The organism is Acinetobacter lwoffii (assembly GCF_024129715.1).
Taxonomy (GTDB): domain Bacteria; phylum Pseudomonadota; class Gammaproteobacteria; order Pseudomonadales; family Moraxellaceae; genus Acinetobacter; species Acinetobacter lwoffii_U.
This window is the reverse complement of record NZ_JAMXXM010000006.1, coordinates 1-15,141: the sequence shown is the minus strand read 5'-3', so window position 1 is coordinate 15,141 and position 15,141 is coordinate 1. Positions and strand designations below refer to the sequence as shown.

Here is a 15,141-nt window from a genome sequence, read left to right as displayed (position 1 = left end):
TTTTGTCTTTGATTTTTAGGTGTATCGGTTTTTTGTTGTATTTGGCAATTACCGCCGACAAAATTACATGCTAAATTGCGCTCCACAATGATTTAGGTGGTCTTATTGGTCAGTCTTCTTGTTAGGATTGAAGAAGCACACCTCTTGAATGAAAGGATTTTATTATGTCTGCTACACCACTCGAACAAGCAGCGCCAGCAACAAAAACTGCATTTGTGTTTCCGGGTCAGGGTTCCCAAAAAGCCGGTATGCTGGCTGAACTTGCAGAACAGTTTGCGAGCATTCGCGAGACATTTGCAGAAGCATCTGAAGCCGTCGGTTTTGATCTGTGGCAGATTGCGCAAACTGGTGAAGGTCTGGATCAAACCGAATTTACCCAGCCGGTATTGCTGACTGCAAGTATTGCATTATGGCGCGTGTGGTTAGAATCTGGCGGTGTAGCACCGAAATATCTGGCAGGCCATTCACTGGGTGAATACAGCGCATTGGTCGCATCGGGTGCTTTAAGCTTGGCTGATGCTGCGAAGCTGGTGAACCTGCGTGGCAAACTCATGCAGACTGCAGTACCTCAGGGTGTAGGCGCGATGGCTGCGATTTTGGGTCTGGACGATGCCAAAGTGATTGAGCTGTGTGCACAAGCAACTGCAGCAGGCGAAGGTTCTGTCGAAGCGGCGAACTACAATGCGCAAGGGCAGGTTGTCGTTGCCGGCAATAAAGATCGCGTTGAAGCGGTGATGGCATTGGCCAAAGAAAATGGCGGTAAAGCCATTGCACTGCCAGTATCGGTTCCATCGCATTGTTCATTGATGAAACCTGCCGCTGAACAGTTTGCGCCAGCATTGGAACAAACCGCCATTGAGCTGCCACGCATTCCTGTATTACAAAATGTGGGCGCGCAAGCGGCAACTAATGTGGATGAATTGCGTCAGGCGTTGACCGCGCAACTGTATGAATCGGTACAATGGACCAAAACCTTACAATTCCTTCAAGATGAAGGGATTGAGTACATCGTAGAATGTGGTCCGGGTAATGTATTGACCAACTTGGCGAAACGCTTGCCGAATATTCAAAAAGCACTTCCACTGGACAGTCAATCCCGTCTGGAAGATGCATTAAATACCGTATTGGCGGCAGAAGGGAAAAGTGCATGACACAGGAACGTAAAGTTGCTCTGGTAACAGGTGCAAGTCGTGGTATTGGTGCTGCGATCGCACAGCAGTTGATTCAAGACGGTTATTTTGTCGTAGGTACTGCAACGTCTGAAGCAGGTGCGGAAAAATTATCGGCAGAATTTGCTGAAAATGGCGCTGGAAAAGTACTAGATGTACGTGATGGTGCTGCGATTGATGCGCTGGTAACGGACATCGAACAGAACTATGGTCCAGTCCTTGCGTTGGTCAATAATGCAGGTATTACCAAAGACAATTTGCTGCTGCGTATGTCTGAAGATGACTGGGATGATATTTTAAATATTCACCTGAAAGCAGTTTACCGTTTGTCTAAGCGTGTACTCAAAGGCATGACCAAGGCGCGTTTCGGCCGCATTATCAATATCAGTTCTGTGGTGGCACACTTTGCCAACCCGGGTCAGGCCAATTATTCTGCTGCCAAAGCAGGTATTGAGGCATTTAGCCGTAGCCTTGCCAAAGAAATGGGTAGCCGTCAAATTACCGTAAACTCGGTAGCACCAGGTTTTATTGCGACTGAAATGACTGAACAGCTAAGCGAAGAAATTCGTAAAAAAATGACTGAGCAGGTGGCTTTAAACCGTTTAGGTGATCCGCAGGATATCGCAAATGCCGTAAGTTTCTTGGCTTCGGATAGAGCCAGTTACATTACTGGTACAGTTATGCATGTAAATGGGGGCTTATACATGAGCTAAGCTCAAGTATAAACTTTCCAAATTTTTTAGATTCAATTAAACTAACGGCATTAAAAACGCCACAAGCAATGAGGAGAATTCCTGTGAGCGATATCGAACAACGTGTTAAGCAAGCAGTTGCAGAACAACTTGGTATCAAAATCGAAGAGATTAAAAACGAAGCGTCTTTCATGGATGACTTAGGTGCAGATTCTCTAGATCTAGTTGAACTTGTTATGTCTTTCGAAAATGATTTCGACATCACGATTCCTGATGAAGATTCTAACGAAATCACAACTGTTCAATCTGCAATTGACTATGTTTCTAAGAAACTGGGTTAATCGCCGATTTCAGTTTTGCTGAGCATAAAAACCACCATCTCGGTGGTTTTTTTGTGTCTACTTTTCACCCAAAAGGAATTTTACAATCGATTACCTTTCTGTCACCAATGACTAACTATACCTTGGCTAATTTCATTATAAAAATAAGAGTGACGTGACATTAACAACAAGAATGGAGTCCGCTATGGGTCTTTTTGATTTTGTAAAAGGTATCGGTAAGAAGAATACAGCTGCTGCGGAACCACAGGCTGCACCTACAACGACAACGCCGGCTGCAGCACAACCTGCAGAGCCCTCTGCTCAGGAAGTGGCGAATAAATTACTCGGCCATGTGAAAAGTCTGGGCCTTCCGATCAGTGGCCTATCCATCAGTTATAATTCCGCTTCGGATCTGGCGACGGTCAGAGGTCAGGTACAAAGCCAGGCTGATCGTGAAAAGATTGTTCTGGCTGTGGGTAATATTGATCATGTGGCCAAAGTGGATGATCAGTTGACGGTGAGCAGTCCTGAGCCGGAAAGTAAGTTCTACACGGTAAAATCAGGTGACAGTTTGTCTAAAATCTCAAAAGAATTTTATGGCGATGCTAATCAGTATAATAAGATTTTTGAAGCCAACCGTCCCTTGCTCAAAGATGCAGATGATATTTTCCCGGGACAGGTGCTCCGCATTCCTGCTTAAAGCGCAACCAATTTACTAGCTGTTGCATGACAAGGCCCCATTTGGGGCCTTGTTGTTTTTGATAGGAGTCTTAAAAAAGTCAAAATCCTTAAACACCGAGATCCAGATATAAACCTTCTTTGACTTCTTCCATCACCACATAACTGTGGGATGAAGCAGAAGCGGGCAGTTTTTTCAGTAAATCTCCCAACAAACGGCGATAAGCACTCATTTCCTTTAAGCGCGCTTTGACCAGATAATCAAAATCACCGGAAATTAAATGACATTCCAGAACTTCCGGAATTTCAGTCAGATTACGTGCCACCTGATCAAAGACATCTCCTGATTTGGCGGAGAGCTTGATTTCCAGAAAAACCAGCAGGTTGCGCTCCAGCATTTCCGGATTTAAACGGGCGTAATAGCCCATGATGATGCCTTCGCGCTCCAGCCGTTTTACCCGTTCTGAACAGGGCGTGGTCGATAGATTGACGCGTGCTGCAAGTTCGCTAATGGCAATCCGGCCATCGCGTTGCAGGATATCCAGAATCATGCGGTCAATGCGGTCTAATTTGCGCATCAATATTTCCCTCTTTTTTTTAATTCTGCCCGAAAAAATATTTATTCCACTGAATATACAGTCTGAATATAGTGAATTTAACTATTAAAGCAAAAATATACTAGTGAAATAAACTGAAAAGATGTTTGAGGGTTAAGGTAATGCGCGTATTAGTTTTGGGTAGTGGTGTGATTGGTGTGGCAAGCGCTTACTATCTGGCGCAGCAGGGAGCAACTGTGACTGTGCTGGATCGTCAGGCAGGTCCGGCGCAAGAAACCAGCTTCGGTAATGCCGGGCAGATTTCTCCAGGATACTCGACCCCTTGGGCTGCACCAGGTATTCCGTTTAAGGCAGTCAAATGGATGTTTCAGCATCATGCACCGTTGGCGATTAATGTCGATGGCAGCTTGTGGCAATTGCAGTGGATGGCACAAATGCTGAAAAACTGTAATGCGCAGCATTATGCAGTCAATAAAGAACGGATGGTGCGTGTGGCTGAATATAGCCGTGACTGTTTGCGTAATTTGCGCCGTGATATTGGCATCTCTTATGAAAACCGTTCAAAAGGCACTTTGCAGATTTTCCGTAAAGATGCGCAGCTGGATGCGGTGCAGCGCGATATTGAAGTTCTGAAAGAAACCGGAGTTGAATTTGAACTGCTGGACCGCGATGGATTGGCGCGTGTAGAACCGGCATTGGCACAGGCAAAAGACAAACTGGTAGGCGGTCTGCATTTACCCAATGATGAAACAGGTGACTGCTATCTGTTTACCAATGCCCTGGCAGAACATGCCAAAGGGATGGGTGTAGAGTTTAAGTTCAATCAAAACGTTGAAAAGCTGATTGTAGAAGGTGACCAGATCAAAGGTGTTCTGGTGAATGGTCAGGTACTCACGGCAGATAAATATGTGCTGGCCTTTGGTAGTTATTCACGTGATTTCCTCAAACCGCTTGAACTGAATTTACCGGTCTATCCGGTGAAAGGTTATTCACTGACCATTCCGATTTTAGATCCGGCCTATGCACCACAATCTACAGTACTGGATGAAACCTATAAAATTGCGATTACCCGTTTCGACCAGCGCATCCGCGTAGGGGGAATGGCTGAACTGAGCGGTTTTAATTTGGGTCTGAATGAAGATCGTCGCGGCACGCTGGAAATGGTGACCCGTGATTTATTCCCTGGAGGAGACATGAATCAGGCCAGTTTCTGGACAGGACTGCGTCCAATGACCCCGGACAGTACGCCAATTATTGGGAAAACCCGTTTTAAAAACCTGTTCCTGAATACTGGACATGGCACGCTGGGTTGGACCATGGCCTGCGGTTCAGGAAAATTAATCAGCGATCTGGTTTTGGCACGTGATCCTGAAATTAGTACCGAAGGATTGTCATTGGCGCGCTATCACCAGGCGGCTTAAGACTATCTGAGGCGGAATATTCAAGGAGGAATGTATGCCACGTCCCATTACTGCAATTATCCATCAACAGGCGCTTGCGCATAATTTAAGTGTGGCGCGCCAATGTATGCCCAATAGTCAGGTATTTGCCGTGGTCAAGGCCAATGCCTATGGGCACGGGATTGAACGTGTCTATGCTGGACTTGAAGGTGCAGACGGTTTTGCCTTTCTGGATATTGAAGAGGGCGCGCGGCTACGTGCGCTGGGATGCAAGAAGCCGCTAATGTTGCTCGAAGGTATTTTCGCTTTTGAGGATTTATTTGCATGTGTGAAGCATGAAATGAGCTTTGCCATTCATTCCCGACATCAAGTGCAATGGCTGAAACAGTTTGCCGAAATAGCGCCGGATGCACAGTTTGATGTGTATTTGAAAATGAACAGCGGCATGAACCGTCTGGGTTTCGAGCCGCAGCAATATGCAGAGATCTGGCAGGAGCTGCAACAGCTGAACACTGTCCGTTCCATTACCCATATGACCCATTTCTCCGATGCGGATGGCCAGCGTTTTGGCGTGGACGGGATTCAGTATCAAAACCTGATTTTTAGCCAGTCCATTCAGGGGCTTGAAGGTAAAATCTCGCTCAGTAATAGCGCAGCCATTCTGCGGCATCATCAAACCCTTCATTCAGACATTGTACGTAGCGGCATCATGCTGTATGGCAGTTCACCAGATTATCCAACACACACGATTCAAGACTGGAATCTGCAACCGAGCATGAGCTTGCGCAGTGAAATTATTGCCATTCAAACGATCCAGACAGGTCAGAGTGTTGGCTATGGTTCCAAATTTATTGCCATGCAGGAAATGCGGGTCGGGATTGTGGCCTGTGGTTATGCCGATGGTTATCAACGACTATCGGAGACCGGTACACCCGTGCTGGTAGATTCAATCAAAACGCACACATTGGGTCGAATCAGTATGGATATGCTGGCGGTAGATCTGACTGCACTGCCGCACGCAGATATAGGTAGTGAAGTGGTACTTTGGGGCCAATCTTCCCAAGGTGTGGTTTTGCCGATTGATGAAGTGGCGGCCAGTTCAGGCACCATCGGCTATGAGCTGATGTGTGCGGTGACCGCTCGGGTTCATTTCCAGATTGACGCTTAAATTTTTAATTTAAATTTTATTTAAATATCCCAAGGAATATCAGCATGACACAGGCAAATACAGCCATTCAGCGACTCAACAGCAATCAAATCATGAGTGCGGTGACGATTCATCAGCAAACCGTGTATCTATCGGGTCAGGTGCCGAATAGCACGGATCTGGATGTACGCGGACAAACACTGGAAGTCTTTGCAAAAATTGAGGAATTGCTCGCATTGGCAAATACCGATAAAAGCCAGCTGCTTTCTGCACAATTATTTGTCAAGCATCTAGATGATTTTGCTACCGTAAACCAGCTTTGGGTGGAATGGTTACGAGGTCATGGTACGCCGGCACGTGCTACGATTCAGGCAGATTTGGTCAATCCGGACTGGCTGATTGAAATTGCAGTCATTGCAGCTCAAGCTTAATTGAATTTTTGATATTGAAATCTCCCATGCAATGATTTAAGTCGTTTTAGTGCAGTAAATCTCACTGAACAGCGCAGTAAAAAGTATGAAAATGTCATAATAAGCGTTCGAGGACTGAACGTTGTAAATTCAGCTTGATGCTGTTGTAAAGATTAAAAAGGATGTAAAAATGAAAACCACCCCGGGCACAGAAGACGTAAAATCGTCGCCGCATGAGTTGCAACGAAAACTCTCTAACCGACATTTGCAGTTAATCGCCATTGGTGGCTGTATCGGTACTGGCCTGTTTATGGGATCGGGAAAAACCATCTCCCTGGCAGGTCCTTCAATTTTGATCATTTATATGATCATTGGTGGCATGTTCTTCTTCCTGATGCGTGCGTTGGGTGAAATGCTGCTGTCCAATCTGCATTACAAATCCTTTATTGATATGGCCCATGACCTGATCGGGCCGGGTGCTGGCTATTATATTGGTTGGTCATACTGGCTGGGTTGGGTGCTGGTAGGGATTGCCGATCTCGCGGCGATTATTAACTACTTGATTTTCTGGCTGCCCGAAGGCATGGCTTTTACCCCGATTGGGCAGGCGATGATTAGTGTGGGTTGTGTGCTGTTTATTCTCGCGATTAACCTGGTGACGGTCAAACTGTTTGGTGAGATTGAATTCTGGTTTGCACTAATCAAGATTTTAGCCATCCTTGGTTTGATCTTTGTCGGTGGCTATATGGTGTTTAGCGGTTTTCAGGCACCGAGTGGCGCTGTCGCCAGCTTTAGTAATGTCTGGGCACATGGTGGCTTATTTCCCAAAGGCTTTACCGGTTTTCTAGCAGGTTTCCAGATTGCCATGTTTGCCTTTGTCGGGGTGGAACTGCTCGGCACAATGGCGGCAGAAACCAAAGATCCGGAAAAGAACTTACCCAAAGCGGTCAACGCTATTCCTACGCGGATCATTCTGTTCTATGTATTGTCATTGCTGATGATCATGTCGGTCACACCGTGGCATCTGATTCCTGCGGATCAAAGTCCTTTTGTGAGTTTGTTCCTGTATGCCGGTATTCCAACTTCAGCCATTATCATGAACCTGGTGGTGTTGTCGTCAGTGATGTCCTCTATGAACAGTGGCGTATTCTCGACCAGCCGTATGTTGTTTGGTCTGGCACGTGACGGACAAGCACCTCAAGCTTTGGCGCGGTTATCTAGCAGAGCTGTACCAGCCACAGGGTTATTTTTCTCCTGTGCTTTTATTATGTTGGGGGCAGCATTTCAGTATTTTGTGCCAAACACCATGGAAGCCTTTACTCTGGCAAGTTCGCTGTGTGTGATCCTGTTTATTAGTATCTGGAGCATCATTATGGTGTGCTACATCCGTTACCGTAAGCAGCAACCGCAAAAGCATGCCGCCTCGACCTTTAAAATGCCGGGTGGAGTGTGGATGTCTTATGTGGTATTGGCATTCCTGTTATTCGCCTTGATTATTTTAAGTCTGGAACCCGATACCTTAAAGGCTCTGATGATCAGTCCTTTATGGTTAATTATTCTGGCAGTGACCTATCGTTTGCTGTATAAGCCACGTATGCGTCAGCGTGACAATCCTTAAATATTCAGACATAAAAAATCCCCGACTGATCGGGGATTTTTTTGATTACGTTGGTGAATTAGAAAGTAGGTTTAACCACGACTAAAATCACCACGGCAAATAAGATCAGGGTTGGCATCTCATTAAAATAACGCCAAAACTTGTGTGACTTGTAGTGTGCATTACCAATCAGCTTCTTGCGGTAATAACCACACACCAGATGGTAAATCACCAATAAGCCGACCAGGCCGACTTTAAGGTAAAACCATAAGGCTTCATGGTAATGACGCGTTGCATCACCCCAATCCACCAGAAAGTGTGCCGTAATCAAGGTGGCCAACATGGCTGGCCACATGATGCCACGGTACAACTTGCGTTCCATGACTTCAAAGCGTTGATGACTGACGGCATCTTCGCTCATGGCATGATAAACATATAACCGTGGCAAGTAGAACAAAGCCGCGAACCAGCAAACCACCGCAATAATATGTAATGCTTTTACCCACAAGAAAGCATCAGAAGGAGCATCCATCAAGTCACCCTAAACTGGGCAGCTTAGCCTTCCCATTTTTTGAAAATGAGACAAGCATTTACGCCGCCGAAACCGAAACTGTTACTCATCACAGTATTCAATTTTGCGTCACGTTTTTCAAGCACGATATCAAACGGTTTTGCGCCTTCATCCAGCTCGGTCACGTTGATGTTTGGCGCAATAAAGTCATTTTGCATCATCAGAACTGAATAAATCGCTTCCTGAACACCAGCAGCACCCAGACTGTGACCTGTCATTGACTTGGTTGAGCTTAGTGGCGGAACCTGACCTTCACCGAAAGCACGTTCCATTGCTTTAAGTTCTGTGATGTCACCCGCTGGAGTAGAAGTACCATGTGTATTTACATAGTCAATTTTATCGACACCGTGTTGTTTTGCTTCTTCTAAAGCCATCAGTACACAACGCGTTGCACCTTCACCAGATGGTGCAACCATGTCGGCACCATCCGAGTTAGCTGCATAGCCTACGACTTCGGCAAGAATGTTGGCACCACGCGCTTGCGCATGTTCCAAAGACTCAAGGATTACAAAACCACCACCACCGGCAATCACGAAACCGTCACGGTCTGCAGAATAAGGGCGTGATGCTGTTTCAGGGCTGTCGTTGTATTTAGAGCAAAGTGCGCCCATCGCATCAAACAACAAGCTTTGTGACCAGTGATCTTCTTCACCGCCACCTGCCAGCATTAAATCTTGTTTGCCGAGTTGAATCAGGTTGTAGGCATAACCAATCGCATCCGCAGAAGTTGCACATGCACTAGTAATGGTATGTGCTACACCTTGTAATTTGAATGCAACGCCAACGTTAGCCGTAATGGTGTTGGTCATATTACGTGGTACAAAGAAAGGACCGACTTTACGCGCACCTTTGGTTTGCAATAATTCGTTCATTTCAATAACGGAAGCAGTTGAACCGCCACCTGAACCACCCGCGATACCATAACGTGGGTTGCCAGCTAAGTCTTCAACCTTTAAACCTGCATGTTCAACCGCAGCAAGAGCTGAGTTATATGCATACATCGCACATACACCCATAAAGCGTTTCAGTTTGCGGTCGATCCCATCGAAATCCTGCTCGGCTGCAGCACTGACATGACTTTTGAAATTGAGTTCAGCATAAGTCGGATTAAAACGTGTTCCTGAAATCCCGTTTTGTAAAGAATGGTTTACATCCTCTAATGTATTACCAATACATGAGTTAATACCCATGCCAGTGATGACAACACGTTTCATCTACAGATCCTTATAGTTTGCTCTATGCTCAGCGGCAGATATCTGGGTTTTAAAATCGCCCAATCCAGCGCTTAGCCTTATTTCATGATGGGGAACATGATAGCAGAAAGACTTTTGAAATCTTATGGCAAATGTTATGCCGTGTGACAGTCGGTTGAGTTTGTGAGTCGGCATGTAGGGGTTTTACTAAATGAAACAGAATAAAGTTGAGATAAACGCTGACTACACCTAGTATTTATACCAAATACAAGCACATGAATGCTGAGGTAAAAAATGGTAAATGCTAATAATAAACATTCTAATGGTCTGATTTCGAATGCCTTTGGAGTGGCGAAAAAGTTCAGTTCAACCGGATTGGATTTATTGAATCATGTTGCGCCGGATTCGGTGACTAAAGCGCTGAAGCCTTCTAACTCCGATCAGGTGATTGACGGTTCGGCGAAGACGAAAAGCGCTTTTTCAGCTAAAAAATATGATAATCCTCAGCAAATGCTTCGCGAGCATCTTCCAAATGTCTCTCGTCAACTTCTCGGGCGCCGCTTTAATACCGTGAATAATGTCGCGCATTTTGTTTCTCCAGACTTAACCGAAAAAGTGTCTAACTACTTTTATGAGCGTCTGAATCAATTTAGTAATCAAACCAGTTCGGTTGATGCCATTCTGAATGAAGCTGGAGCGAAAGATTTAGAAGAATTGACTCAGGACGTCGACCGATCCAAGCGAATTTCACAGGCTTTAGGTGAACAAAACAAATGGATTGCGACGGTTCAGGGTGCAGTGAGTGGTGCTTCAGGGATGCTTGGCACCGCGATTGATATTCCCGCTTCTTTACTGATGGCGTTGCGTACCATTTATCAAGTCGGTCGCTCTTATGGTTTTGACCTGAGCAAAGAAGATGATCAGGAAATCGTCCAGCATATCTTTAGACAGATCGACCTGAGCCTGATTGCAGAAAAGCAAACCCTGTTATTGGGTTTAAAAGCGTTAAGTAATACCCTTAAAACTCATGATATCTCCCAGCTACAAGCCATGCTAGGTTCTGATAATGATGTCAGCGCTATCAAACAATGGCTAAGTCGTCATGAGGGAGAGGCTAAATGGGAATGGATGAATCATCTGCCAAAAATTTCGATTCTGGAGCGATTAACCAAACTAACGCCTCTGGCAAGTGCAGGTATTGGTGCAGTATATAGCCACCGTTTTGTCGAGGATGTAAATCAGAAAGCTCAAGAAGCATTCTCACATGCACGCCAATACCTAGTTCAGCATCAGGATTCGCAATTGTCTCCTTATGCTGCCTATGAAAAAGCAGTCAGTTTGTTACAACAGGCAACTCCGAAACTCCTAAATGGTGCCTCTCACGACGTTGAGCCTGCGAAAGATAAGCCGATCATGGATAAAGATATTGCGATTGAGGGCAATAACACGATTACCCAAGTCAAGCTGGTCAAAAAAGAGCAGAATGATCTAAGCTCTGAAGAAGCAGAAGTGAAGAAAGATGAAAAGGTGAGTGAAGGGCTGGAAGCGCTTAACGATGAGTTGGTTGAACCTGCGGTAGATAAGCAGTCGCAACAACCCGCTTTAACCAAAACTTCATTTGATCCGGAAATCGAAGCTGAACTGCATCCAGAAGCTGCTGACGAGGCAGAAGCTGCTACAGAGACTTCACAGCAGGGCGTAGACGATCAAGAAAATTCGAAAACTGAATCTGAAGCTCAAGATGTGACTAAAAAAGTCAGTAAAAATTCAAAAAAATAAGCGAATTTTGAAGGTAAATAAAAGCAGGCAAATGTCGTGAGAAACGGTATTTGCTTGGCTTGAGTAGGTTGACCAATTTTGCATCTTGAATTACAATTGCATGCCCTCAAAAAGTAGTAGTTTTTTGGGGCTTTTTATTAACGGGAGAATTGCCAAATGGCAACAACAAATCAGTTGATCCGCAAGGGTCGTACGACTTTAGTTGAAAAATCTAAAGTTCCTGCGTTGAAGGCTTGTCCACAGCGCCGTGGTGTTTGTACACGTGTTTACACAACTACACCTAAAAAACCTAACTCAGCAATGCGTAAAGTTTGCCGTGTTCGCTTAACTTCAGGTTTCGAAGTTTCTAGCTACATCGGTGGTGAAGGCCATAACCTACAAGAGCACAGTGTTGTTCTTATCCGCGGTGGTCGTGTTAAAGACTTACCAGGTGTACGTTACCATACCGTTCGTGGTTCTTTAGACTGTGCTGGTGTTAAAGATCGTAACCAGTCTCGTTCTAAATACGGTACTAAACGTCCTAAGAAATAATTCGTTAAGAATTAAATTTTAAGAACGTAGAACCGCAATCCTTTATCGTCTCGCTTGTCTGATTTCTGCATTAATTTTGTGAAAATTCCAAGCGACGTATAGTAAGGCCAGCGAGTAGTACATGACACTTTGTACTCATGCTGGATAAACCTGAAGTGTCATCTTTATAGGTAGTTTAAAATGCCAAGACGTCGCGTAGTCGCTGCTCGTGAAATCCTTCCGGATCCTAAGTTCAGCAGCCAAACAATCGCTAAATTCATGAACCACGTAATGCAAGATGGTAAAAAATCTATTGCTGAAAGTATCGTTTACGGTGCTTTAGACCGCGTTCAAGAAAAATCTAAAGTAGACCCAGTTGAATTTTTCGAGACTACTCTTGAAAAAGTTCGTCCTATGGTCGAAGTAAAAGCACGCCGTGTTGGTGGTGCTACATACCAAGTTCCTATGGAAGTACGCCCATCCCGTCGTACTGCTCTAGCGATGCGTTGGTTAGTAGATGCTGCTGCTAAGCGTTCTGAAAAAACTATGGCTTTACGTCTTGCTGGCGAGTTGCTTGATGCATCTGAAGGCAAAGGCGCTGCGGTTAAGAAACGTGAAGATGTGCACCGTATGGCTGAAGCCAACAAAGCATTCTCTCACTACCGTTTCTAAGCAGATAAAACAGGCCCTATTCAGGAGGGTGACAAGACCGTCATGGTTTTGTCACCAAAGCGCTTTAAGTTGCTATGCAGCTTAAAGCGTCCTGTTTTAAACAACAAAATTTAGGAATGCTAGAAATCATGGCACGTCAAACCCCAATTTCTCGTTACCGTAACATTGGTATTTCTGCGCACATCGACGCAGGTAAGACAACCACTTCTGAACGTATTTTGTTCTACACAGGTGAGAGCCATAAGCTTGGTGAAACTCACGAAGGTTCGGCAACTACGGACTGGATGGAACAAGAGCAAGAACGCGGTATTACCATTACCTCAGCAGCTGTAACATGCTTCTGGAAAGGGATGGGCAACCAGTTCGAACAACACCGTATTAACGTAATTGACACCCCGGGACACGTTGACTTCACGATCGAAGTTGAGCGTTCTATGCGTGTTCTTGACGGTGCGTGCATGGTTTACTGTGCTGTAGGTGGTGTTCAGCCGCAGTCAGAAACTGTATGGCGTCAAGCAAATAAATATAAAGTTCCACGTATTGCGTTCGTTAACAAAATGGACCGTACTGGCGCGAACTTCTTCCGTGCAGTTGAACAAGTTAAAACACGTCTTGGCGGTAATCCAGTGCCAATCGTTGTTCCAATTGGTGCAGAAGAAAACTTCCAGGGTGTTGTTGACCTAATCGAAATGAAAGCGATTATCTGGGATGAAGCATCTCAAGGTATGAAGTTCGAATATGGCGAAATCCCTGCTGAATTACTTGAGCTAGCTCAAGAATGGCGTACTAACATGGTTGAAGCTGCTGCAGAAGCATCAGAAGAACTCATGGACAAGTACCTAGAAGGCGAAGAGCTGACTAAAGAAGAAATCGTTGGCGGTATCCGTAAGCGTACATTAGCGAACGAAATCCAACCAATGCTTTGTGGTTCAGCATTCAAGAACAAAGGTGTTCAACGTATGTTGGACGCAGTAATTGAATTCTTGCCAGCACCGACTGACGTTGAAGCGATCAAGGGTATCCTTGATGACAAAGCTGAGTCTGAAGGTTCTCGTGAAGCGTCTGACGAAGCACCGTTTGCTGCGTTAGCATTCAAAATCATGAACGACAAATTCGTTGGTAACTTAACGTTCGTACGTGTTTATTCTGGTGTTCTTAAAGCGGGTAGCCCGTGTTATAACCCAGTAAAAATGAAGCGTGAGCGTGTTGGCCGTATCGTACAGATGCACGCAAACGATCGTCATGACATCGAAGAAATTCGTGCAGGCGACATCGCGGCATGTGTAGGTCTTAAAGACACGACTACTGGTGATACATTATGTGATGAAAACCACGTAATTACACTAGAGCGTATGGAATTCCCAGAGCCAGTAATTGCACTTGCAGTTGAGCCTAAAACTAAAGCTGACCAAGAAAAAATGTCAGTTGCTTTAGGTCGCTTGGCGAAAGAAGATCCATCATTCCGCGTTCGTACAGACGAAGAATCTGGTCAAACGATTATTGCTGGTATGGGTGAGCTTCACCTTGATATCATTGTTGACCGTATGAAGCGTGAATTCGGTGTTGAAGCGAACATTGGTAAGCCAATGGTTTCTTACCGTGAAACGATCAAAAAGTCTGTTGAGCAAGAAGGTAAATTCGTACGTCAAACAGGTGGTAAAGGTAAATTCGGTCACGTATATGTACGTTTAGAACCGATGGATCCTGAGTCTGAAAAAGATTACGAATTCGTTGAAGAAGTTGTAGGTGGTGTTGTACCTAAAGAATTCTTCGGCGCGGTTGACAAAGGTATTCAAGAACGTATGAAGAATGGCGTTTTGGCTGGCTACCCAGTAGTTGGCATTAAAGCGACATTGTTCGACGGTTCTTACCATGACGTCGACTCTGACGAATTGTCGTTCAAAATGGCGGGTTCTTATGCCTTCCGTGATGGTTTCATGAAAGCGGATCCTATCCTTCTTGAACCGATCATGAAAGTTGAAGTAGAAACTCCAGAAGACTACATGGGCGATATCATGGGTGACTTAAACCGTCGTCGTGGTATGGTTCAGGGTATGGACGATCTTCCTGGTGGTACTAAAGCCATTCGTGCTGAAGTTCCATTGGCTGAGATGTTTGGTTACGCAACTCATATGCGTTCTATGTCTCAAGGTCGTGCGACTTACTCTATGGAATTTGCTAAATATGCTGAAACTCCACGTAACGTGGCTGAAGGCATCATTTCTAAGTTCCAATCTGGCGGTAAAAAAGGTGACGACGAGTAATCTTTCGATTACTATAAGCCCAAACTAATTCATAGTTAAACCCAAGTGCTCATGCAGTGATCCTGCATGAGTAGTTTAAAAAGGAAGATCTCATGGCTAAGGCTAAGTTTGAACGTAATAAGCCACACGTTAACGTGGGCACAATTGGTCACGTTGACCATGGTAAAACAACTTTAACAGCT

At 45.1% G+C, this 15,141-nt stretch carries 16 protein-coding genes; 13 read left to right on the top strand and 3 right to left on the bottom strand.

All coding sequences use genetic code 11. From position 1 onward, the window contains the following. Window positions 1–164: 164 nt before the first annotated feature. The 4 genes from fabD (at window position 165) to lysM (ending at window position 2,881) form a co-directional block, all read left to right on the top strand. Complete coding sequence (fabD, locus tag NI462_RS06380; protein WP_253159636.1) at window positions 165–1,151, top strand: ACP S-malonyltransferase; 987 nt, start codon at window positions 165–167, stop codon at window positions 1,149–1,151. Beyond that, window positions 1,148–1,882, top strand: a complete 735-nt coding sequence (fabG, locus tag NI462_RS06375) for a 3-oxoacyl-ACP reductase FabG (RefSeq protein WP_253159633.1) — start codon at window positions 1,148–1,150, stop codon at window positions 1,880–1,882. Before fabD ends, fabG begins: the two co-directional genes overlap by 4 nt. A gap of 83 nt (window positions 1,883–1,965) precedes the next feature. Beyond that, window positions 1,966–2,202, top strand: a complete 237-nt coding sequence (gene acpP, locus NI462_RS06370; protein ID WP_004646101.1) for an acyl carrier protein — start codon at window positions 1,966–1,968, stop codon at window positions 2,200–2,202. Between the two features lie 184 nt (window positions 2,203–2,386). Continuing rightward, a complete protein-coding gene (gene lysM / locus NI462_RS06365) occupies window positions 2,387–2,881 on the top strand; it encodes a peptidoglycan-binding protein LysM (protein WP_253159632.1) in 495 nt (164 codons plus the stop codon). 88 nt (window positions 2,882–2,969) lie between these two features. On the opposite strand, the gene NI462_RS06360 is transcribed toward lysM, so the two are convergent. After that, window positions 2,970–3,437: an Lrp/AsnC ligand binding domain-containing protein gene (locus NI462_RS06360; protein WP_253159630.1), complete on the bottom strand. Its 468-nt coding sequence runs from the start codon at window positions 3,435–3,437 to the stop codon at window positions 2,970–2,972. A gap of 140 nt (window positions 3,438–3,577) precedes the next feature. Between NI462_RS06360 and NI462_RS06355 the strand changes: the two genes are divergently transcribed. The 4 genes from NI462_RS06355 to NI462_RS06340 all read left to right on the top strand — a co-directional run bounded on the left by NI462_RS06355 (window position 3,578) and on the right by NI462_RS06340 (window position 7,991). Continuing rightward, window positions 3,578–4,837, top strand: coding sequence for a D-amino acid dehydrogenase (locus NI462_RS06355; RefSeq protein ID WP_004646103.1), 1,260 nt, complete (start codon window positions 3,578–3,580; stop codon window positions 4,835–4,837). A 34-nt stretch (window positions 4,838–4,871) separates the two neighbouring features. Beyond that, window positions 4,872–5,984 (top strand): alanine racemase, encoded by a 1,113-nt coding sequence (gene alr / locus NI462_RS06350; RefSeq protein ID WP_253159628.1) that lies wholly within the window; start codon window positions 4,872–4,874, stop codon window positions 5,982–5,984. Window positions 5,985–6,028: 44 nt separating this feature from the next. After that, entirely contained in the window at window positions 6,029–6,394 is a 366-nt protein-coding gene (locus tag NI462_RS06345; RefSeq protein WP_114541406.1) for a RidA family protein, read from the top strand. A 169-nt stretch (window positions 6,395–6,563) separates the two neighbouring features. Further along, a complete protein-coding gene (locus NI462_RS06340; protein WP_253159626.1) occupies window positions 6,564–7,991 on the top strand; it encodes an amino acid permease in 1,428 nt (475 codons plus the stop codon). A 58-nt stretch (window positions 7,992–8,049) separates the two neighbouring features. Here NI462_RS06340 and NI462_RS06335 read toward each other — a convergent pair whose 3' ends face one another. Together NI462_RS06335 and NI462_RS06330 are read right to left on the bottom strand one after the other, a co-directional pair. Beyond that, window positions 8,050–8,502: a CopD family protein gene (locus NI462_RS06335; RefSeq protein ID WP_004646107.1), complete on the bottom strand. Its 453-nt coding sequence runs from the start codon at window positions 8,500–8,502 to the stop codon at window positions 8,050–8,052. Window positions 8,503–8,525: 23 nt separating this feature from the next. After that, the gene (locus NI462_RS06330; protein WP_004730606.1) at window positions 8,526–9,755 is read right to left on the bottom strand and encodes a beta-ketoacyl synthase N-terminal-like domain-containing protein; all 1,230 of its coding nucleotides are present in this window, start codon (window positions 9,753–9,755) and stop codon (window positions 8,526–8,528) included. Between the two features lie 273 nt (window positions 9,756–10,028). On the opposite strand from NI462_RS06330, the gene NI462_RS06325 reads away from it, so the two are divergent. The 5 genes from NI462_RS06325 to NI462_RS06305 form a co-directional block, all read left to right on the top strand. After that, a complete protein-coding gene (locus tag NI462_RS06325) occupies window positions 10,029–11,513 on the top strand; it encodes an EcsC family protein (protein WP_253159624.1) in 1,485 nt (494 codons plus the stop codon). 156 nt (window positions 11,514–11,669) lie between these two features. Next, entirely contained in the window at window positions 11,670–12,044 is a 375-nt protein-coding gene (gene rpsL / locus NI462_RS06320; RefSeq protein ID WP_002050319.1) for a 30S ribosomal protein S12, read from the top strand. A 180-nt stretch (window positions 12,045–12,224) separates the two neighbouring features. After that, the gene (gene rpsG / locus NI462_RS06315; protein ID WP_004279240.1) at window positions 12,225–12,695 is read left to right on the top strand and encodes a 30S ribosomal protein S7; all 471 of its coding nucleotides are present in this window, start codon (window positions 12,225–12,227) and stop codon (window positions 12,693–12,695) included. Between the two features lie 128 nt (window positions 12,696–12,823). Then, window positions 12,824–14,959 carry an elongation factor G gene (gene fusA / locus NI462_RS06310; protein ID WP_174894616.1) on the top strand — a complete coding sequence of 712 codons (2,136 nt, stop codon included), beginning with the start codon at window positions 12,824–12,826 and terminating at the stop codon, window positions 14,957–14,959. Between the two features lie 92 nt (window positions 14,960–15,051). Continuing rightward, window positions 15,052–15,141: GTP-binding protein (locus NI462_RS06305; RefSeq protein WP_072292276.1), on the top strand; the 90-nt coding region annotated here is incomplete at its 3' end.